General features: G+C 63.3%; 20 protein-coding genes and 2 pseudogenes. 14 read left to right on the top strand and 8 right to left on the bottom strand.

The window, feature by feature from the left end; all coding sequences use genetic code 11:
* Positions 1-56 precede the first annotated feature (56 nt).
* From ACZ6YA_RS17875 to ACZ6YA_RS17845, 7 genes are all read left to right on the top strand, one after another.
* Positions 57-1,814: a sigma-54-dependent Fis family transcriptional regulator gene (locus ACZ6YA_RS17875; RefSeq protein WP_465898431.1), complete on the top strand. Its 1,758-nt coding sequence runs from the start codon at positions 57-59 to the stop codon at positions 1,812-1,814.
* A 149-nt stretch (positions 1,815-1,963) separates the two neighbouring features.
* Positions 1,964-3,016, top strand: coding sequence for an ornithine cyclodeaminase (locus ACZ6YA_RS17870; protein ID WP_465898430.1), 1,053 nt, complete (start codon positions 1,964-1,966; stop codon positions 3,014-3,016).
* Between the two features lie 169 nt (positions 3,017-3,185).
* Positions 3,186-3,659, top strand: coding sequence for an Lrp/AsnC family transcriptional regulator (locus tag ACZ6YA_RS17865; RefSeq protein WP_465898429.1), 474 nt, complete (start codon positions 3,186-3,188; stop codon positions 3,657-3,659).
* A gap of 287 nt (positions 3,660-3,946) precedes the next feature.
* On the top strand, positions 3,947-5,257 hold the full coding sequence (locus ACZ6YA_RS17860; protein ID WP_465898428.1) for a C4-dicarboxylate transporter DctA: 1,311 nt from the start codon (positions 3,947-3,949) through the stop codon (positions 5,255-5,257).
* A gap of 44 nt (positions 5,258-5,301) precedes the next feature.
* Positions 5,302-6,006, top strand: coding sequence for a FadR/GntR family transcriptional regulator (locus ACZ6YA_RS17855; protein ID WP_465898427.1), 705 nt, complete (start codon positions 5,302-5,304; stop codon positions 6,004-6,006).
* A 16-nt stretch (positions 6,007-6,022) separates the two neighbouring features.
* A complete protein-coding gene (locus tag ACZ6YA_RS17850; protein WP_465898426.1) occupies positions 6,023-6,697 on the top strand; it encodes a GntR family transcriptional regulator in 675 nt (224 codons plus the stop codon).
* Positions 6,698-6,774: 77 nt separating this feature from the next.
* Positions 6,775-7,836, top strand: a complete 1,062-nt coding sequence (locus tag ACZ6YA_RS17845; RefSeq protein WP_465898425.1) for a hypothetical protein — start codon at positions 6,775-6,777, stop codon at positions 7,834-7,836.
* Positions 7,837-7,842: 6 nt separating this feature from the next.
* Here ACZ6YA_RS17845 and ACZ6YA_RS17840 read toward each other — a convergent pair whose 3' ends face one another.
* Positions 7,843-8,271, bottom strand: a complete 429-nt coding sequence (locus ACZ6YA_RS17840) for a PACE efflux transporter (protein ID WP_465898424.1) — start codon at positions 8,269-8,271, stop codon at positions 7,843-7,845.
* A 102-nt stretch (positions 8,272-8,373) separates the two neighbouring features.
* Between ACZ6YA_RS17840 and ACZ6YA_RS17835 the strand changes: the two genes are divergently transcribed.
* The 4 genes and pseudogenes from ACZ6YA_RS17835 to ACZ6YA_RS17820 all read left to right on the top strand — a co-directional run bounded on the left by ACZ6YA_RS17835 (position 8,374) and on the right by ACZ6YA_RS17820 (position 12,204).
* Positions 8,374-9,252, top strand: a complete 879-nt coding sequence (locus tag ACZ6YA_RS17835; protein ID WP_465898423.1) for a LysR family transcriptional regulator — start codon at positions 8,374-8,376, stop codon at positions 9,250-9,252.
* A 144-nt stretch (positions 9,253-9,396) separates the two neighbouring features.
* Positions 9,397-10,425 (top strand): annotated as a pseudogene (mcpA, locus tag ACZ6YA_RS17830) (methyl-accepting chemotaxis protein McpA); the annotation flags it as partial.
* A gap of 117 nt (positions 10,426-10,542) precedes the next feature.
* The gene (locus ACZ6YA_RS17825) at positions 10,543-11,283 is read left to right on the top strand and encodes a methyl-accepting chemotaxis protein (RefSeq protein ID WP_400799720.1); all 741 of its coding nucleotides are present in this window, start codon (positions 10,543-10,545) and stop codon (positions 11,281-11,283) included.
* Between the two features lie 135 nt (positions 11,284-11,418).
* Complete coding sequence (locus ACZ6YA_RS17820) at positions 11,419-12,204, top strand: sulfite exporter TauE/SafE family protein (protein ID WP_465898422.1); 786 nt, start codon at positions 11,419-11,421, stop codon at positions 12,202-12,204.
* Between the two features lie 6 nt (positions 12,205-12,210).
* On the opposite strand, the gene ACZ6YA_RS17815 is transcribed toward ACZ6YA_RS17820, so the two are convergent.
* Positions 12,211-12,750, bottom strand: a complete 540-nt coding sequence (locus ACZ6YA_RS17815; protein ID WP_465898421.1) for a histidine phosphatase family protein — start codon at positions 12,748-12,750, stop codon at positions 12,211-12,213.
* A 140-nt stretch (positions 12,751-12,890) separates the two neighbouring features.
* Between ACZ6YA_RS17815 and ACZ6YA_RS17810 the strand changes: the two genes are divergently transcribed.
* The gene (locus ACZ6YA_RS17810; protein WP_465898420.1) at positions 12,891-13,478 is read left to right on the top strand and encodes a biliverdin-producing heme oxygenase; all 588 of its coding nucleotides are present in this window, start codon (positions 12,891-12,893) and stop codon (positions 13,476-13,478) included.
* A gap of 21 nt (positions 13,479-13,499) precedes the next feature.
* Here ACZ6YA_RS17810 and ACZ6YA_RS17805 read toward each other — a convergent pair whose 3' ends face one another.
* The 5 genes and pseudogenes from ACZ6YA_RS17805 to ACZ6YA_RS17785 all read right to left on the bottom strand — a co-directional run bounded on the left by ACZ6YA_RS17805 (position 13,500) and on the right by ACZ6YA_RS17785 (position 18,010).
* Entirely contained in the window at positions 13,500-13,832 is a 333-nt protein-coding gene (locus tag ACZ6YA_RS17805) for a DUF3325 domain-containing protein (protein WP_465898419.1), read from the bottom strand.
* Positions 13,829-14,473 (bottom strand): annotated as a pseudogene (locus ACZ6YA_RS17800) (PepSY domain-containing protein); the annotation flags it as partial. The gene ACZ6YA_RS17805 and the pseudogene ACZ6YA_RS17800, both read right to left, overlap by 4 nt.
* Positions 14,401-15,321, bottom strand: a complete 921-nt coding sequence (locus ACZ6YA_RS17795; RefSeq protein ID WP_465898537.1) for a PepSY-associated TM helix domain-containing protein — start codon at positions 15,319-15,321, stop codon at positions 14,401-14,403. The pseudogene ACZ6YA_RS17800 and the gene ACZ6YA_RS17795, both read right to left, overlap by 73 nt.
* A 20-nt stretch (positions 15,322-15,341) precedes the next feature.
* The gene (locus tag ACZ6YA_RS17790; RefSeq protein ID WP_465898418.1) at positions 15,342-15,629 is read right to left on the bottom strand and encodes an iron transporter; all 288 of its coding nucleotides are present in this window, start codon (positions 15,627-15,629) and stop codon (positions 15,342-15,344) included.
* A gap of 140 nt (positions 15,630-15,769) precedes the next feature.
* The gene (locus ACZ6YA_RS17785; RefSeq protein ID WP_465898417.1) at positions 15,770-18,010 is read right to left on the bottom strand and encodes a TonB-dependent siderophore receptor; all 2,241 of its coding nucleotides are present in this window, start codon (positions 18,008-18,010) and stop codon (positions 15,770-15,772) included.
* A 271-nt stretch (positions 18,011-18,281) separates the two neighbouring features.
* Between ACZ6YA_RS17785 and parS the strand changes: the two genes are divergently transcribed.
* Positions 18,282-18,758 (top strand): type II RES/Xre toxin-antitoxin system antitoxin, encoded by a 477-nt coding sequence (parS, locus tag ACZ6YA_RS17780; protein ID WP_465898416.1) that lies wholly within the window; start codon positions 18,282-18,284, stop codon positions 18,756-18,758.
* Entirely contained in the window at positions 18,758-19,234 is a 477-nt protein-coding gene (locus ACZ6YA_RS17775; RefSeq protein ID WP_465898415.1) for an RES family NAD+ phosphorylase, read from the top strand. Before parS ends, ACZ6YA_RS17775 begins: the two co-directional genes overlap by 1 nt.
* A 54-nt stretch (positions 19,235-19,288) precedes the next feature.
* Here ACZ6YA_RS17775 and ACZ6YA_RS17770 read toward each other — a convergent pair whose 3' ends face one another.
* Positions 19,289-20,146: a LysR substrate-binding domain-containing protein gene (locus ACZ6YA_RS17770; protein ID WP_465898414.1), complete on the bottom strand. Its 858-nt coding sequence runs from the start codon at positions 20,144-20,146 to the stop codon at positions 19,289-19,291.
* Positions 20,147-20,263 lie beyond the last annotated feature (117 nt).

Raw genomic sequence — 20,263 nt, 5'->3', positions numbered from 1 at the left:
CCTGGACAACACTGAACAGCGGTCGTCTGAAAACAACAATCACACAGGACTGGCCCATGGCCGCATCCGCTTCGACCCATGCCCAACTGATCCAGGCCTCCTGGGCCCGCTGCCGCGAACAGGGCCTGCAGCCGCAGAGCGCGCCGGATTTCGACTGCCTCACACACGCCGAGCTCAACGCCCTGCTGGAACGGCGCGAAGCGCTGCTGCGCCTCACCCGTGAACAAGTGCTGCCGCAATACGCTCACCTGCTGGGCAACGCCAGCTACCTGGTGATGCTGGCCGACGCCAGCGGCTGTGTGCTCGATACCTGGGGCTCGCGGCGCTTCGTCGCAGCGCAGCAACAGCATGGTTTCAACCCCGGTGCCCACTGGCACGAACGCGGCGTGGGGACCAATGCCCTGGGCACTGCGCTGGTCTGCGCCGAGCCGATCCATGTCGGCCAGGAAGAGCACTTCCTGCGCCAGAACCGCTACCTGTCCAGCGCAGCGGCACCGCTGTTCGATGGCGATCGGCAACTGGTCGGGGTGCTCGATGTGGCCAGCGACGGCTACCTGCCGGCGACCCAGACCCTCGGCCTGGTGCGCATGATGGGCCAGAGCCTGGAGAACCGCCTGATCCTCGCGCAACATGCCGACCGGCATGCGCAGCTACTCTTCAACAGCGCCTGCGACAACCTCGACAGCCCCTGGGCCGGGTTACTGGTGTTCGATGAACGCGGCCAGGTGCTCGCCGCCAATCACCGCGCCGACAGCCTGCTGGGCGCCAATCCGCTGCGGCAAAATATCGAGCAGCTGTTCCAGATGCCGCTGCGCCAGTTGCTCGCCCAGGCACAGCAGCAGCCCTTCCCCTTGCAAGCGGCCGGGCGCAACCGTTTCCATTGCCAATGGCAGGCACCTCGGCACAGCCCCACGCGACCGGTACAGGGCGGGGCTGACCCGCGTTTGGAGAAAGCCCTGGCCCAGGCCAGCCTGTTGCTGGAAAAAGACATCCCGGTATTGGTCCAGGGTGAAACCGGGGTCGGCAAGGAGGTCTTCGTCGAAACCTTGCACCGCGCCAGCAGCCGCGCCCAGCAGCCGCTGATCGCGGTCAACTGCGCGGCGATCCCCGCCGAGCTGGTCGAATCGGAGTTGTTCGGCTATGACAAAGGCGCCTTCACCGGTGCTCATCACAAGGGCAACCCAGGGCTGATCCGCAAGGCCGACCAGGGCATCCTGTTCCTCGACGAAATCGGTGACATGCCGCTGCCGACCCAGGCGCGCCTGCTACGCGTGCTGCAATCGCGGAGCATCCAGCCACTGGGCAGCGGTGAGCCGGTAATGGTGGATATCCGCGTGGTCTCGGCCAGCAACCGCGACCTCGCTGAAGAAGTACGCGCCGGGCGTTTTCGCCAGGATCTCTACTACCGCATCGCCGCCATGGCCGTGGTGTTACCACCGTTGCGTGAACGCCGTGACCGCCGACAATTGATCGAGCTTATTCATGCGCGTTATCGCGATCCTCACCAGCCAAAGTATTTGTCGCACGCCATCATCGACCTGCTCGACCGTCACCCTTGGCCGGGCAATGTGCGCGAGCTGGTCAGCGTGGTACAGGTGGCGCTGGCGTTGGCGGGTGAGGCGCCGGTCAGCGTCGAGCACCTGCCGGCTGCCTTTCTGGCCGAGGCACATGAGCTTCCCGTGGTGATGAACGACAGGAGCGCTGAGGCGGACTTGCACGGCCTGCTCGAACGCGCCAATGGCAACCTTTCTGCCGTGGCAAGAGCACTGGGCATCAGCCGGACAACGCTCTACAAGCGCCTGCGCGAGCAATGATCGCAAGCCCGCAGCCGAATCGGCTGTCGCCCTTGTGAAATCGACCGGAGCGGCTGCCCGCCGCAGCCACTTCAGCCAACATCTACCCCCTTGCCCGTCGACAATATCCCTATAGCCCACTCAGGAATCACCGCTGCAGGGAGAACACCATGACCCGCTTCATCGATGTGCAAGACCTCGCCCGCCTGGTCAATCGCAAGGGCCTGGCCACCTGCATGGTGGAGATGGCCGAGTACATCCGCCAGGACTACCTGCGCTGGCACGATTTCGTGAAATGCCCACGCCTGGCCAACCATTCCAGCGACGGCGTGATCGAACTGATGCCGGTTTCCGACGCCAGCCTGTACGCTTTCAAGTACGTCAACGGGCATCCGAAGAACACTCGCCATGGGCTGCCCACGGTAATGGCTTTTGGTGCCTTGAGCGACGTAGATTCCGGTGCGCCGCTGCTGCTCAGCGAAATGACCCTGACCACGGCCCTGCGCACCGCCGCCACCTCGGCCCTGGCCGCGCGCTACCTGGCGCGCGAAGACAGCCGCAGCATGGCGCTGATCGGCAACGGCTCGCAGAGTGAATTCCAGGCCATCGCCTTCAAGATGCTGTTGGGCATCGATGAGATCCGCCTGTATGACACCGACCCGGCAGCCACGGCGAAGCTGGTGGCCAACCTCTCGGGCCGCCCCGGGCTCAAGCTGATCGTTGCCAACTCGGTCGCCGAGGCGGTGCGTGGCGCTGATATCGTCACCACTGTTACGGCAGACAAGGCTTACGCGACGATCCTTACGCCAAACATGATCGAGCCAGGCATGCACCTGAATGCTGTCGGCGGGGACTGCCCCGGCAAGACCGAGCTGCACCGCGAGATCGTCAAGCGCGCGCGGGTGATCGTCGAATACGAACCGCAAAGCCGGATTGAAGGCGAGATTCAACAGATGCCGGCGAAATCGCCGGTCACCGAGTTCTGGCAAGTGGTCGCTGGGCGTGTTCAAGGCCGTGAAAGTGCCGAGCAGGTGACCTTGTTCGACTCGGTCGGCTTCGCGTTAGAAGACTACTCGGCGCTGCGTTACGTGCTGGATACCGCGCGGGCATTGGGAATTGGGAAGGATATTGCGTTGGTGCCAGCTCTGCAGGATCCGAAGGACTTGTTTGCGCTGCTGCAACCGCGTGTGGTGGGCGTGCGAACAGCCAGCGCCTGCGCCTGACTGGGTCTGCTTCGCAGCCCATTCGCGGGGCAAGCCCGCTCCCACAGAATTACCACTGATCTTGAGGACAGTGGTGATCCTGTGGGAGCGGGCTTGTCCCGCGAATGGGCCACATGCGTTATAAAAGCGCCTACCCTATCCATGCCCCGTCTTCAAAGAAGCACAGCGCATGGACACCAAAGACACGCTGGACCGCATCGACCAGGCGATCATCGACGTCCTGCGCGTCGATGGCCGCATCACCTTCGAAAAACTCTCGACCCTGGTCCACCTCACCCCACGCCCGTGCCTGGAGCGCGTGCGCAAGCTTGAGCGGCGTGGCGTGATCCTCGGTTACGGCGCCATCATCGACCTGCAGAAAGTATCTCCGGGCCTATCGCTGCTGGTGCTGGTGGCGCTGTCCGGCCAGAGCGGTCGGGTCGCGCAAAAGGCCTTCGAAGCCACCATGCTGGCCTGCGCGGACGTTCATGAATGCCAACTGATCAGTGGCCATTTCGACTACAGCCTGCGCGTGCGCTGTCGCGACATGGAACACTACCGAGTACTGAGCGAAAGCTGGATGAACGACGCCGCGCTGCACATTGACAAATTGGTCGCTCACCCGGAACTGGCCGCGGTCAAGCGTATGGCGCTGCAGCCCTGACTCGCCACAGGTTGGCAGGCCAATTGCACCGATAGCGCGAGGTTCGGACAGAAGCGCCTGGCGACATGCGGTGGCAATGCACAGCACGCACCGAACTAGAGCTTGCCCAGATGAATTGCCCCACAACTGGTCAGACCGGTAAGGCCAAAATCCCTTGCAATGTCGGATTTTTCGCGCTTTTATGGTTCCGCGCTGAACAAACCGGTAAGACCACAACAATAATGAAGTCCTGCGCTCTTTCGCCCCGTGCGGCACCGAAGCAAGGACACCGATCAGAGATCACTCCCATGCTCAAATGGTGCTCGCGTTCGATCTTCCTGCAAGTCGTGCTCGGCCTTGCCCTCGGCATCGCCTGCGGCCTCAGCTTCCCCGACCTTTCCCTGCAACTCAAACCCCTCGGCGATGGCTTCATCAAGCTGATCAAGATGCTCATCGGCCTGATTGTCTTCTGCGTGGTGGTCAGCGGCATCTCCGGTGCCGGCGACCTGAAAAAAGTCGGGCGCATCGGCCTGAAATCGGTGATCTACTTCGAAGTGCTGACCACCATCGCCCTGGTGATCGGCCTGGTGTTCGCCTTCAGCAGCGGCATCGGCAGCGGTGCCAACATTCACCTGGACCAGCTGTCCGCAGCCGACGCCAATGGCCTGGCCGAACGCGGCCAGCATATCCATGGCGCCACCGCGTTCTTCATGGACCTGATTCCAACTTCGGTGGTCGGGGCCTTCGCCGACAACAACATCTTGCAGGTGCTGCTCTTCTCGGTGCTGTTCGGCAGCGCGCTGAACCTGGTGGGCGATTCGGCCGCCGGCATTTCGCGACTGATCAACGAACTCAGCCACGTGATCTTCCGCATCATGGGCATGATCGTGCGCCTGGCACCCATTGGCGTGTTCGGCGCCATCGCCTTCACCACCAGCAAATATGGCCTGGAATCCCTGCAGCACCTGGGCGGCCTGGTGGCGTTGTTCTACCTGACCTGCGCCGGCTTCGTGCTGATCGTCCTCGGCACCGTGATGCGCATTTCCGGCCTCAAGCTGCTGCCGTTCATCAAGTACCTGCGTGAAGAGCTGACCATCGTCCTCGGCACCGCCTCCTCCGACGCCGTGCTGCCGCAGATCATGCGCAAGCTCGAACACCTGGGTATCGGCAGCTCCACCGTCGGCCTGGTGATCCCCACCGGCTATTCGTTCAACCTCGACGGTTTCTCCATCTACCTGACCCTGGCCATCGTGTTCATTGCCAACGCCACCGGCACGCCGCTGGCGATGACCGACCTGTTGACCATCCTGTTGGTGTCGCTGGTGACTTCCAAGGGGGCTCACGGCATCCCAGGCTCGGCGCTGGTGATCCTCGCCGCCACGCTGACCGCCGTGCCGGCGATCCCGGTGGTGGGCCTGGTGCTGGTATTGGCGGTGGACTGGTTCATGGGTATTGGCCGGGCGCTGACCAACCTGATCGGCAACTGCGTCGCTACCGTGGCCATTGCCCGCTGGGAAAAAGACATCGACCTGGAACGTGCACAGAACGTGCTCGATAACAAACCCGGCTTCGCCCCTGCGTCGCGCAAACAGCCCAACGCCCATCAACAGGAATTCTGAGCCCACGAGGCCGGCGCTGGCGCCGGCCCTTTCAGGAGCGAACCGTGATCAGCTCATCAACCGTCGTCACCTCAGTGGTGGAAAAACTGCGCCAAGCCCTGGCCCGTGGCCAGTGGCGCTCCGGCGACATGCTGCCCGGCCAGCGTGAACTGGCCGAACAACTGGGCATCAGCCGCCCCAGCCTGCGCGAAGCGGTGACCGTGCTGGAAACCCTTGGCCTGGTGCGCTCGCTGCCGGGCAAGGGCGTGCTGGTGCTCGACCCCGAAACGGCGCAGCTCGAACCTACCGTCGACAACAGCGCCGCTGCGAGCCTGGCCGATGTGCTGGAGCTGCGCTACACCCTCGAACCGTTCATCGTCGGCCTGGTGGCGCAATCGGCCAACAACCAGGACATCGGCCAATTACGCCTGACCCTGATGGACATGCGCGAAGCCCTGGACGCCGATGACAGCGAAGCCGGGGCCAAGGCTTACATCGCTTTCCACGAAGCGCTGTTCGCCCTGACCACCAACCCGATCTTCCAGAGCGTTGTGCAGCAGACCGGCAACGCCCTCAAGCAGAGCGCCGAAATGCTGCGCAACTCCCCCGAACACCTGGCCGCGCGGCTCAAGGAAAACGAAGCGGTGGTGCGCGCCATCCGCGACCGCAACAGCGCCCAGGCCAGCACCCAGATGCGCCAGCACATCCTCGCCGAAGGCCAGCGCATGGGCATCGAACTGAACATCCCCGACGACCATCCGCGCCCATAACCCGAGGACAGTGCCCATGACCGCCTGCGCCCCCCGCCTGCCGGCCCTGCTCGCCACCGGTGAAACCCGCCTGTCGGCCGAGCAGATCTACCCGCGGCTGTTCGATGCCATTCTCGAACAACGCCTGCCGCCCGGCAGCCTGCTGCCCGAACAGGCACTAGGCAACGCCTTTGGCGTCAGCCGCACAGTGATCCGCCGAGTACTCGGGCGCCTGTCGGACCAGCAAGTGGTGGTGCAGCGCCCCAGCCACACGGCACACCTGGCCGCGCCCGACCCGCAACAGGCGCGGCAAGTGCTCAGTGCCCGGCGCCTGGCCGAAACCACTTTGATCAGCCTGGCAGCGCAACGCGCACGGCCAGCGCAGATTCGCCAGTTGCGTTCCCTGGTCGAGCGTGAGCGCCAGCATCATGAGCGCGGCGAGCGCTGCGCGGCCATCCGCCTGGGCGGCGAGTTTCACCTCAAGCTCGCCCAGGTGGCCGCCAACGCGCCGCTGGAACGGTTTCTCAATGGCCTGGTGCCGATGACTTCGCTGATCATCGCCCGCTACGAATCACCCTGCTGCGACCACTGCGCCTGGGAAGAACACGCCGCGATCATTGACGCCGTCGAGGCCGGTAACGGCACCGCCGCCCTGGCGCTGATGCACGAACACCTGGACCGCCTGGAAGAAAAGCTCGACCTGGGGCAGTGACGCGATGGGCTGCACGGCAGCCCGCCAACGCCACCCTTATACTCCGGTAAACATCCCCAGCCCCGGAAGGCGGTCGCGTGAACCGGCGCATCCTTTTGCTGCTGTGCCTTCTGCTGGCCCTCGCTGCCTGCGCCGGCAAGCGCCCGCCTGCCCCGCCGCCGCCCGCCATACTCACCCCCGCCGCCTGGCAACGCATCGACCAGGAACTGATCGACGCCTCGGTCGGCGCGGCCGGTTCAGCCAATGACTACGCACGCCGCTCGATGCGGGTGTGGAAAGAGCAGGTGCAACAACGTACCGAAAGCGATTTCATCCCGTGGTTCACCGGCTACTGGACCCAGCAATGGCTGACCCTCAAGGTGGCCTGGTACAAGCTCGACAGCGGCGAGGGCCGCGAGCCTGCGGAAAAACGCCTGGCGCTGTACCTGCAGGAGCAGTATCAGGAACGGGTGATCGAACCGGTGGCCGAGCAGATCAACCCCGAAGGTATCCGCGACCGGGCTTGCGAGCTGTACCTGCAGCTGTTCGGCCAACAACTGCCAGCCATCATCCAGCGCTACAACGCCCCTGCCGACCAGCTCAGCCAACGCCTCAACCGCATCCCCGCGATCAACCTGGGGCCACCGGCTGCGCGCAACGCCAGCCTCTATCAATTGCTCAAGGCCAAGCCGCTCGACCAGCAACCTGCCTGGGCGGCCCTGCGCGAGCACCTGCACCAGCAAGCCGCCAAAGGCCCCGGCAAGACCGACGTGGGCCTGTCGTCAGTAGCCACCCGTGCCAGCGAAAAGCTCGGTGCCACCCTGGCCCCACGTGGCATCGCCAGCGCTGTGGCAAGCGCGGTGGGCAAGGTGGCCGGGGCGATGATTTCGATAGCGGCGGCGGGATATGGCATGGTCACCCATGACCGCGAGCAGCCGGAAATGGTCGAGCAGCTGCGGGTGATCCTCAACGTGGCGCTGAACCAGGAGTGGCAGGAGCTGATGGAGAACCGCCAGAGCGGCGCCATGGCCGGGGTCTACTACCTGTCGGGGCAGGTCGAGGACAGCTTGCTGGCCAGTGCGCCAAGGCCGCAGCAAGAGCAATCGCCGCCGATCCAGCCCGCGCGACAAGAGCCTTTGCTTATTCGACTGCCGCCTTAGTGCGGATCAGGCCGTGGCCAGGGCCGATGTCGGTAAACCGAAGATCCGGTCGAACGCCCAGTTGTAGGCAAAGGTGTAGCACGGCACCAGAATGATGAACGCCAGGTCCACCAGGAACGCCTCGACCAGGCTCATGTCTAGCCACCAGGCGATCAGCGGGATCAGGTAAACCACCAAGGTCAACTGGAAGCCGATGGCATGCGCCACCCGCCGCGCCACGCTGCGGCCACGCTTGGCCTGGCGGCTCTCCCAGTGTTCGAACAGGCTGTTGTAGATCAGGTTCCAGAGCATGGCGATGGTGGTGATCATTACCGCCAGCGGGCCGGTATGCGAGGCTTGGGTGTCCGACAGGTAGGCCAGCCCCAGGGTCGACATGCACAGGCCGATCAATTCGTAGAAGGTCACGTAGACCAGTTTGCGTTTCATTCCCTGCACGGGATTTTCCTCAGGTGTCAAAAAGCCAAGGCGCAGGAGAATGCTTCAAACTTCTTGACAGAAAAAGTCGGCAGCTTTCAAATTTTCTGACAGGAGGCTCTCATGAATTTTTCCAGCGACAACATCCAGCTGTTTCTCGCCGTACTCGACCGCGGCTCGTTTTCCGCCGCTGCGCGCACCCTTGGCCGAGTGCCCTCGGCGGTCAGCATGGCGATCGGCAACCTTGAAGCCGAGCTGGGTTATGCCTTGTTCGAGCGCGGCGCGCGTGAGGTTCAAGCTACCGCTCAGGCCCGGGCCCTCGAACCGCACGCCAGGCTAATCGCCGAACAACTTGGGCTGCTACAGGTTCACGCCCTGGAATTGTCACAAGGGTTGGAAAGCAACCTGACCCTCGCCGTTGTCCCCGACATCGACCACCGCCCGCTGCTGACCGCCATCGCCGGGCTCGGTGAGCGCTATCCCTTGCTGGACATCCAGCTGCTCAGCGCGCCGCAAGAAGAAGCACTGCAGCTGCTCGACGACGGCCGCGCCGACCTGTGCCTGGCCTTCGCCGGCCTGCAGGTCGATGCCCGCCGAGGGTTTCAGCACATTGGCATGGAATCGCTGGTGGCTACCTTGTCACCCGCCCATCCGGCGTTACTCGGTGGGCGTATTCACTATCTGGAAGACCTGATCAACGTGCGCCAGATCCTGGTGTGCAGCCGCGACCTGCCAATGGCCGACCCACGCGCACTCATTGGTGCCACGCACTGGTCCACCGACAGTTTCGATTTCGCCCTGCAAATGGTCGAAGCCGGCCTTGGCTGGGGTGACCTGCCGCTGACCCGGGTGGCACCGCTGATCGACACCGGGCGCCTGGTACGCCTGCACTTTCGCAACACCCGCAACGCGCTTGAATTGCCGATTCATGCCTTTTGGCGCAAACAGCAACCGTTGGGTCAGGCCGCACGTTGGCTGATCGAACAGCTAGCCAAACGCTAGCGCACCGTCCGTCGAAAGCGCTTCGGTTCGCAGCGCTGAGCGCTTCAATTTTCCAGGCCAATTGCCGATATCAGAGTGGACAGGCCCCGCCATCGCGCCACGAGCGCGCGGCGCCCTACCCTCCCTGGCTCAAGGTCTCGAAACATGAACCTGAAATTCCGCCACAAGATCCTGCTCAGCGCCTGCGGCGTCGTGGTGCTGGCATTTGCCCTGTTCACGCTCTACAACGATTACCTGCAACGCAACACCCTGCGCCAGAACATCGAATCGTCGGTGCAACAGTCCGGCGCGCTGACAGCCAGCAGTGTGCAGAACTGGATGAGCGGGCGCATCCTGGTGCTGGAAAACCTGGCTCAGGACATCGCCCAGCAAGGCGCTGGAGACACTCTGCCAGGCTTGATCGAGCAGCCTTCCTACACGCGAAACTTCCTGTTCACCTACCTCGGTCAGGCCAACGGTGTATTCACCCAGCGCCCCGACACACAGATGCCGGCCGGCTACGACCCACGCCAGCGGCCCTGGTACGGCAGCGCGGCAAGCGCCGGGCAGACCGTGCTCACCGCCCCCTACCAGGGCGCCGTCGGTGGCCTGATGGTGACTATCGCCACGCCGGTCAAGAGCAAGCAGAACGGCGAGCTTATCGGCGTGGTCGGCGGCGACGTGACCCTCGATACCCTGGTCCAGATCATCAACTCGGTCGACTTCGGCGGCATTGGCCACGCCTTCCTCGCCGACAGCAGCGGCCAGGTCATCGTCAGCCCCGACAAAGATCAGGTGATGAAGAACCTCAAGGACATCTACCCAGGCTCCGGGCTGCGCGTCTCTGCCGAGCTGCAGGATGTCTCCCTCAATGGTCAGCAGCGGCTGATTGCCTTTACCCCGGTGACCGGCCTGCCTTCAGCTCAGTGGTACATCGGCCTGTCGATCGACAAGGACAAGGCCTACGCCGCACTCAGCCAGTTCCGCACCTCGGCGATCATTGCCATGCTCATCGCCGTTGCCGCCATCGCCGGCCTGCTGGGCCTGCTGATCCCGGTGCTGATGCGCCCGCTGACCACCATGGGTCGCGCCATGCGTGACATTGCCGAGGGTGAAGGCGACTTGACCCGCCGCCTGGACGTGCAGAACAAGGACGAGTTCGGCGAACTGGCCACCTCGTTCAACCGCTTCGTCGAACGTATTCACACCTCGATCAGCGAAGTGTCCTCGGCCACACGGCTGGTGCACGACCTGTCTGAAAAAGTGGTCTACGCCTCGAATGCGTCGATCACCGGCTCCGAAGAGCAGAGCATGCGCACCAACAGCGTGGCGGCGGCGATCAACCAGCTGGGCGCCGCCACCCAGGAAATCGCCCGCAACGCCGCCGACGCCTCGCAACATGCCAGCGGTGCCAGCGAGCAAGCCAATGGCGGGCGGCAAGTGGTCGATGAGGCGATCAGCGCCATGACTGCCCTGTCGCAGCGCATCAGCGAGTCGTGCGAGCAGATCGAAACGCTCAATGCCAGCACCGACGAAATCGGCAAGATTCTCGACGTGATCAAGGGCATCTCCCAGCAGACCAACCTGCTGGCACTCAATGCCGCCATCGAGGCCGCCCGTGCCGGTGAGGCCGGGCGTGGCTTTGCCGTGGTCGCCGACGAGGTGCGCAACCTGGCGCACCGCACCCAGGAGTCCGCCGAGGAGATCCACCGCATGATCACCAGTCTGCAGGTCGGTTCTCGCGAAGCGGTGCACACCATGAACACCAGCCAGGTGTCCAGCGAACAGACCGTGCAAGTGGCCAACCAGGCCGGCGTGCGGCTGGCCAGCGTGACCCAGCGCATCGGCGAAATCGATGGCATGAACCAGTCGGTGGCCACGGCGACCGAAGAGCAGACTGCAGTGGTCGAGAGCCTGAACCTCGACATCACCCAGATCAACGCTTTGAACCAGCAAGGGGTGGAGAACCTCAACCAGACGCTGCAGCATTGCGATGCGCTGGCGCAGCAGGCGGGACGCTTGAAGCAGCTGGTGGGCAGCTTCAGGATCTGAGTAGAGCCCCATCGCCGGCGTGTCGGCGATGGGGTGGTTATAACCTAATAACGAACAAGTCTATTTGGCTATAAAAAACTATCTATATGCTGGCACCCATCCGATAACGGGCAAAGCTGGGCGGTCGAGTAGCGTATGGATGTAGGTTCTTTCGGTTTCACCCTTGCCGGATTGGTGGTGGGTTTCATCGTCGGCATGACCGGCGTCGGTGGCGGCTCGCTGATGACGCCGATCCTGTTGTGGTTTGGCATCAATCCGGCCACCGCCGTCGGCACCGACCTGCTCTACGCCGCCATCACCAAGGCCAGTGGCGTCTGGGTACATGGCCGCAACAAGAACATCGACTGGAAGATCACTGGTTGGCTGAGCCTGGGCAGCGTCCCGGCTGCAGCACTGACGCTATGGTTCCTCAGCACCCTGCACACCGACACCTCGGCGCTCAACGGCATCATCAAGCAAGGCCTGGCAGTGGTGTTGATCCTCACCGCCCTGGCGATCCTGTTCAAGTCGCGCTTGCAGGCCTTCGCCAATCGCCATGCCGGTGACCATTACCACCTCAGCGACCGCAGCCTGAACACCTTGACCGTAATTACTGGTGTGGTCCTGGGTGTGATGGTCACGCTCACCTCGATCGGTGCTGGCGCGCTAGGCACCGTGGCGCTGTTCCTGCTGTACCCGTTCCTGGTCACCCGCCGCCTGGTCGGCACCGAGATTGCCCACGCCGTGCCATTGACGCTGGTGGCAGGCCTGGGGCACGCCGGGATGGGCAACATGGATTGGTCGCTGCTGGGTTACTTGCTGCTGGGTTCGCTGCCGGGCATCTACCTGGGCAGTCACCTTACCGGGCGGATTTCCGACCGGGTGCTGCGCCCTTGCCTGGCCACGATGCTGCTGTTGATTGGCTACAAGCTGGCGTTTTGAGACACGCTAGCTCAGGCGCAAGCGCCACTGCCCGGTAAAGCTCAGTTCCAGGCGCGACAGCGGCAGCACATCGATGCTTCGCTGGGCGCTGAGCGGGCAACCCAGCACCTGCACCAGCACCGCGCGAATCACCATCGGATGCGTCACCGCCTGCCACTCGCCCGGCGTATCGAATGCCGTCAGCCAGCCCGCCATGCGCTGGCACAGTGCCGCGAACGACTCGCCGCCATGGGGCGCGCTGTGGGGATCCTGCAGCCACGAGGCCAACGCCTCAGGTTGCTCAACCTGCAGCTGCTTGAGGGCAAGCCCCTGCCAGTTGCCAAGGTCGCAATCGGCCAACGCCGGCTCGACCTGCGCCTGGGCCGAAAACCACGCCGCCGTTTCCCCTGCGCGCCGCTCAGGCGCGCTGAGCATGCGCACCTCGGGCAGCACCGCGAATGGCTGGTCATCCAGTGGCAAAATCCCGTCGAGGGGACGGTGCAGCCGCCCGGTCTTCTGGGCCTGGGTCAGGGCATGGCAGATGAACGTCAGGCGTATGGCTTTCACCAGGAGGCGTCCTTGCGAGGATGGGCCGACCGGTTTATCACGCCAAGCGTTTTTTTTCCGCAAGAAAGTCGCAGCGGGCGAGGAACACTGCGCTACGATGACCACTCCTACTTAGGCGAAATGCCACTAGAGCCCACCCGATGCCCGCTAGCGCCCCCTCCCCCAGCCCTTTATTGCTCGCCCTGCGTGAGGGCACTCGTGACTGCCACAAATCACTGGAAGCGCGCTTGCCGTTCTTTGACCCGGGCTTCGATGTCGCCGCCTACCGCCGACTGATCCAGGCCTACTACGGGTTTCACGCCCCGCTGGAAGCACGCCTGGGCGAGTATCAGGAGCCCAAACGCGCCAAGACACCCGCGCTCACTGTGGACCTGCAAGCCCTGCAATTGAACGCTGCCGACATCGAATCGCTGCCTTTGTGCCAGGCTCTGCCGACCATCAACAACGAAGCCAGCGCTCTGGGGGTGATGTATGTACTTGAAGGCTCGACCCTAGGCGGCCAGGTGCTGAAGCGGGCGATGGCCGAACGCTTCGCAATCCACCCTGCAAACGGCACAGGTTTTTTCGACGTTTACGGCGCACTGACCGGCCGCTACTGGCGCAGCTTCCTCGATCGGCTCGATCAGGCATCGACTATGCCTGCGGCGCAAGCGACCACGGTACAGGCTGCCATCGAAACCTTCGAGTCCTTCGAACACTGGCTCGAACAACGCCAGGTACTGAATTAGCGTGTGGGCGCCTGCATGCACTCAGGCAAACACCTGCAGCACACACCACAACGGCACCAGCCCTGCCAGCCCCACTGCAACGCGTGGCCAATAGGGCAACAACGTCACCAGCCCCAACCCCGCCAGCGACATCACCGCGAACCAGGCCACCGGCCCCATCGCCCAGCCCCATGCCTGAGCGCAAAGCAGCAGGCTGACCAGCAGCGCCAACCATCCTGCTGCGCGCAAGATAACGCGCAACAGCGGTGGGCAGGCCCTGTTCCATGCCTGCTTGTAATGCCGCTCCAACCCCTGGCACAGTCCGAGCATCCCGGCATAAGCGAATAGCACCCCACCTGTGACAAACATCATCATGCTCCCGCCTCCACGCTTCGTCCTGCCCTGGCTTTGATCGGCGCCGGCACTGCCTGCCGCACGCGCCACGCCACCACGCCGAGCATTACGCCCAGCACCAATGCGCAAGCCACGACGCCCAGGCGCAGGGCATCACCCATCCCACCGAACAACCCGAGGCCAATGCACAGCAGTGCGGTCAGCCCCAGCTGCTCGACCCACGCCCGGCGCGCCGGCCTTACTCCCGCATGCAGCAGCGCCACCAGCCATACGCCAAAGAACGCACGCACCTCCCAGGCTTCGCGCTGCGCCAGCTCGGCCGGTAGCAACCGGCTGGCCCACAGCAAGCCTACGCAGGCCAGCAACAGCCCGCTGACGAAGCCGACATTGCACACCTCGGCCACCCGATACCAACGTCGCGCCGCTGCGTCCGCGCTGGACGTGGCGTACTTGCGCCCCCGCTTGACGCAGAACAGCACGAGGCCACTGGCGATCATCACGCAGCTGATCACCCCGCAGACAAAGTACAGCCAGCGCATCGGGTAACCACCGAACTGGGCAAAATGTAGGCCGACCATGACCCGCTGAGTCAAGGGCGCCGCGCGCCATTGGGTGACGTCGCTGAGCAATTCGCCGCTGACGCCGTCAAAGTCGCCTGGCCCTTGGACAAGGCAATGCGATTGCCAAGCTCTGGGCGAATTTCGATGCGTGCCCCGGCGGTGTTGGGGTTGCGAATGTTGAAGCCGGCGATCGGCCCCAGGCGAGCCTCGGCCTGGGCCAGCAGCGGCAGCACATCGGTCAGCTCACCCGGCTTTTTTACCAGGCTCCGCGGTTGCTCGACGCGCGCGTTGCCCTGGGCCTGGAAGTAGGCACGGTTGTCACCGGCAAACAGCGCATCGACCCCCGCCGGGATATAGATGAGCATGAAAATCACCAGGCCGGTGTAGGTGATCATCAGGTGGAACGGCAGCAACAGCACCGCGCTGGCGTTGTGGAAGTCCAGCCAGGAGCGCTGGCCTTTGTTTGGCCGGAAGGTGAAGAACTCCTTGAAGATCTTCTTGTGGATGACGATGCCGGTGACCAGCGCCGCGAGCATCACCAGCGCCAGCGCGCCGACCACGAAGATGCCCCAGTTGCGTGGCAGGTCGAGGGTGAAGTGGAAGCGGAAGAAGAAATTACCGCCGACGCTGTCACGTACCTCGATGGCCTCGCCGGTGAGCGAGTCGAGCTGCACGCTTTCGCCATGGCGGCGGTCGCCGGTGGACACGCGCAAACCCGGTGAGCGCTCGGTGGGCAGGCTGACGCCCCAGTTGCCGGCGTGCGGCTCATGTTGCTGCAAGTAGGCGATGGCGCGCTGCGCGGCCTCGGCCTGGGACACTTGATGGGCCGGGATCTCCGGCTGCATCCAGTGGTTGAGTTCCTTGTCGAACACCGCCAGGGTGCCGGTGACGAAGATGGCGAACAGCAGCCAACCGAAGATCAGCCCGCCCCAGGTGTGCAGCCAGGCCATCGATTGCGTGAAGGTGTTCTTCATGCCAGCCACTCCATTACCTGCGGCCAGAAGCCGACCAGCGCCAACGGCGCGGCCACCGCCAGCGGCGCCCAGGCGCGCAAGGCGTCACGGCTGGCGAAGGCCCAGAGGATGGCGGCGGTGTAGAAGATGAAGGCCGGCAAGGTCGCGGCGATGACCGCGTCGGCAGGGGCCAGCGGCAGCAATCGGGCCAGGCAGGCGCTGGCGGCATAGCTGAAGGCGTAGCCGCCGAGCAGCGCGGCGCCGCTGCGGGAGAGGATCTGCAGCCAGGCGGTTTTGTTGTGCATTGAGGTTTCCTCGGGGCTGCTTTGCAGCCCATTCGCGGGGCAAGCCCGCTCCCACAAATTCTCCACCGCACTTGAGGTCAATGGAGATCCTGTGGGAGCGGGCTTGCCCCGCGAATGGGCCGCAAGGCGGACCCTCGCAATCAGAACGAGATATTCAGCGAAGCGAACACCGCCCTGCCCGGCTGGTTATAGGTATTGGCCCCCGAACTGCTGGCATTCCCACCCCGGTAGATCTGCTTGTCGAACACGTTGTTCACACCCACCCGCACGTCATAGTTGGCGTTGAACTTGTACCCGGCACTCACGTCCACCAGCCCATAGGCCTCGACATCCTGTTGCGCCTCGACGTCGTAGTCTTCCTGGGTCCGGTAGTTGTAGCTCGGCGACTTCTGCTTGCCGTAATAAGTGCCCGCCACCTGGAACGACAGCTTGTCGGTAGCGCGCCAGTCCAGGGTGCTGTTGACCGTGTACTCAGGGATCACCGACAGCGGCTCACCGGTCTCGCGGTTGTCGTTGTCGAGCATCCAGGTCAGGTTGGTGTTCCAGTCCAGGGTCGGCGTCAGCTCGACGAACAGGTTGCCCTCGATGCCTTCCACCCGCGCCTCGCCTGCGTTCTCCCACTGGGTCACGCGGCGGCCGCTGTTGATGGTGTAGAGCACATCGGTGTCGCCGATGATCTTGTTCTTGTAGTCGTTGCGGAAGTAGGTCGCGCTGGTACGCCAGGTGCCACGGTCATACAGCAGGCCGATCTCCTTGTTGACGCTGATTTCCGGCTTCAGGTCGGCGTTGCCCTGCAGGTAGCAGCCGCCCGAGTTGGTTTGCTGCACGCTGCAGCCGTTGCCACGGCTGTAGAGCAGGTAGTTGGGGTTGGACTGGTACAGGTTCGGCACCTTGTACGCCCGGGCGATACCGCCCTTGAGCGACAGCGCGTCGGTGAGCTTGTGCGACAGGTTGAGGCTCGGGCTGAAGTTGTCGCCGAAGGTTTCGTGGTGGTCGAAGCGCAGGCCTGGGGTCACTGTGGTGTCACCGAGGATGATGTTGTCCTCAACGAACAGCGCGTAGCTCTTGGCAGTCATCTTCGAGTTGCTGCGGTCGAAGCCGCTGATCACGTCGCTGCCACCGCCACTGGGATCGAAGCTCTGCGGGCGGAACGAGCCCTGGTCGTTGAGCGACTCGTACAGGTACTCGCCGCCCAGGGTCAGCACATGCTCGGTGCTGCCCATGGCGAACGGCAGGTTCACCTCGCTGCTCAGGCGGGTATTGCGCAGCCGCGACATGGCCGCGCCGCTGTCGTTGATCGCGCCCTCCGGGCCACCGGCCAGGCCTTCGTTGAGGCGCCAGTTGCGCACGTACTCATAGGCCAGGCTGGTCTTGCTGGTGCCCCAGGTGAAATCGCCCAGGTGGGTCAGGTCGTAGGTGTTGCGCTGCATGACGTTGGTTTCGTGGCCATACAGGCTGTTGATCAGGTCGGGGTTGCCGCCACCGTTGCTGTTCATGGTGTCGCCGGCGTAGATGTTGCCCTGGCGGCTGTAGCCGGCGCTGGCTTCAAGGCGGTGCTCTTCGTTGAGTTTCCAGCTCAGCAGGCCGTTGATGTCTTTGTTGCGCACGCCCTCGCGACCGGCGACCAGCGCACTGTTGGCGTGGTCGGCGTTGATGTCGAGGTCGTCGGCATCGGTCTTGGCCAGGCCGCCGTACAGGCGGAAACCGAGGTTGTCGGTGAGGCCGCCGCCAAGGTTGAAGTTGGCGCGCCGGCTGACACCCTCAGCGCTGTCTTCCGGCATCTGCGTGAAGAGGTTGAGGTTGCCCTTGAATTCTTCGGTAGGGCGCTTGGTGATGATGTTGACTACCCCGCCCATCGCACCCGAGCCATAGCGCGCGGCAGCCGGGCCACGCAGGATCTCGATGCGCTCGACCGCTTCGGCCGGCACCCAGTTGGTTTCGCCGCGGGTATCGCGGTCGCCGTTCCAGCCGTAGCGCACGGCGTTACGGGCGCTGGACGGCTTGCCATCAATGAGGATCAGGGTGTTTTCCGGGCCCATGCCGCGCAGGTCGATCTGCCGGTTGTTGCCGCGCGCGCCGCTGGCGCTGTTGCCGGTCAGGTTGACCCCAGGCTCGCGGCGGATCAGCTCGGACAGGTCATTGGCCGGTGGGTGGCGCTTGATGTCTTCGGCGGTGATGACCGACGAGCCCAGCGCCTGGCGCGCTTCGCGCTCGGCAGTGACCAGCGTGTCCTGGATCACCAGCGCGCTCTCGGCGACCGGCACCTCCAGCACCTCCCCGGCGCGCCGCTCCTCGGTTTCAGCCGCGGTCGCCATCATGGCCGGCGACGCCAGCGCGACGAACGCCAGGGCCAGGCTATTGGGTGAGGTTCTGCACTGCATCGACACATCTCCTGCTATCGGTAAGCGAAAAGGCACATCCCTGCCAGGAAGCCGGGGGCCCTCGCCCACCGGCCTCGCAAACACTGCTTGGGGGCCAACAGGGTTGGTAAATATAGTGATTCTCAATTGTGGTTAAATCTTATTTACGAAACTTACATGTTTGTAACGGAACTTTTCAGAAGCGACTGCCAGCTAAAGGTGGTATCCAGACCGCAAACTGAGGCATATACTTCATTTGACGCTAACAACACCATCAAATGAAGGAGGCGTGATGCGCACCTCAACAGCACAATGGCCTCATGAAAAAAAGAAAGAAGACTTGCGTAATGTAGGCGTGGATGAGTTCTGGGCGTTCAGCGCCAGCCGCTACGCGCTCAACGAGTCGGACCGGCTTTTGCAGATCAAACGTGGCTTCTCAGCTCATCTTTTCCGCGCTGTGCGCTACACCTTCAACCTGGAAGAGACCAATCTCGCACTGCTGCTCAATGCTTCGATTTCCACGCTTGAGCGCCGTGTGCGGGAACACGAAGTGCTCGATACCGTCGCTTCGGAGCGTTTGGACCGCATCGCGTCGGTGTCTCATCAGGCAGAAGAAGTTTTCGAAAACCGGGATGCCGCCGCGCAGTGGATGTCGAAGCCCAACACGGCCCTCGGCGGCAACACGCCCATTCTGCTGTGCGAAACGGAAATTGGTGCCAAACAGGTGCGCCGTATTCTGCAGGCATTGGAATGGGGTGGGGTTGCCTGATGCGGGCGTGGCGAATTGCAAAGGAGAAGCGAGCAACCGACCTGAGCGGCAAAGGCGCAGCGATTGAAGGGGGGCGATGGAACGAGCAGGACGTGCCCGCCGTTTACATAGGACTTACACCGGCAATCTGTTGCCTGGAAACCTTCGTCCATGCGGTCGGCCAGCCAACCTTTCCGTTGAAGCTCACCTGCTTTGAGCTGCCAGCCGACCCTTCCCTGTACCTTGAAGTTGAAGCATCCGATTTACCAGAGGGATGGGCCAGTTTGCCGGCGGACCGTCCTAGTATGGGATTCGGTACCGCTTGGCTGAAATCCAGGACTCATCTGGGGCTGATTGTCCCCTCCGCCATTTTGCCGCTGGAGCGAAATATCGTCATCAACCCGGATCACCCGGCAGTCAGCCAGATCCAGGTCGTTGAAATCTACGATTTCATGTATGACCCACGAATGTTTCAAGTTGGCACTCACTCCCACTGACTTAGCGTCTTGATTGGCGGCGTTGGCGTTGGCGATGCGGTTGAGCGTCTGAGCCTACCGGGCAATCACTTGCCTGCGCAGTTCCTCGGTAAAGAACCTGACGGCGGCAGTGGACTCCCCCAGGCCCTGTCGCAACTCGATGATGACATTGCCCAGGGCTGGCAGGCCTGCCTCTCCGGTCTGCAGGATCTGCCACCCTGGCTGAATCAACGGCGTGGACGTCGCCGCAATCGCCAGCCCGCTTTCCACGGCCAATTGCACGCCGGTCACCCCCGTGCACTCGAAGGCCACCTCGTAGTCGATCAGGTTAGCACTCAGCGCCGAGAGAATATGGCGCCGATACCCGCACCCATGGGGATAGAGTGCCAAGGGTATCGGTTCGCTGCGATCCAGCGTGAAACCAGCCGCGCCGACCCACTGAAGCGGATCGCAGCGCAACACTTCGCCGATACCGTCCGCTGCCCGCTGAGTCACCAGTGCCAGGTCCAACTCGCCAGCCTCCAGGGCGGCGAACAGGTTCTGGCTGATGTCGTTACGGATCTTCAGGCTCACCTTTGGATAACGCTGGGTGAACTGCTGGATGACCGGTGGCAGGAAAACGCCCGCATAGTCATCCGGAATACCAAAACGAACGGTGCCGCACACCTCCCCGCTACCCATCTGCGCCATGGCCTCATCGCTCAGCGCCAGCATCTTGCGTGCGTACTGCAACAGCCATTCACCCCGGGCCGTGAGCACTGTGCTCTGGTGCCCCCGCTCGACCAGGCGCTCGCCAACCAATGCTTCCAGCTTCTTCAACTGGATGCTCACGGCGGCCTGGGTCTTGTGCAGGCGCTGCGACGCCACCGAAAGGTTCTTGCACTCGGCGATGGTCTTGAAGCTGTGAAGCAACGCAAGGTCAAGAAGACGCACGAAAAGCACCTCGGAGGAACTGCTGCAGGCATTAGGCAGGCGCGCAAAACCTGATGTCAAACCCATCCACGCCACACGCCTGCCCGGCAGCGACCTGCGACTCTCGGCATAAAAGTT

The organism is Pseudomonas sp. NPDC090752, assembly GCF_055584805.1.
The sequence above is the reverse complement of the archived record's forward strand: the minus strand, read 5'-3'. Positions and strand labels throughout refer to the sequence as shown.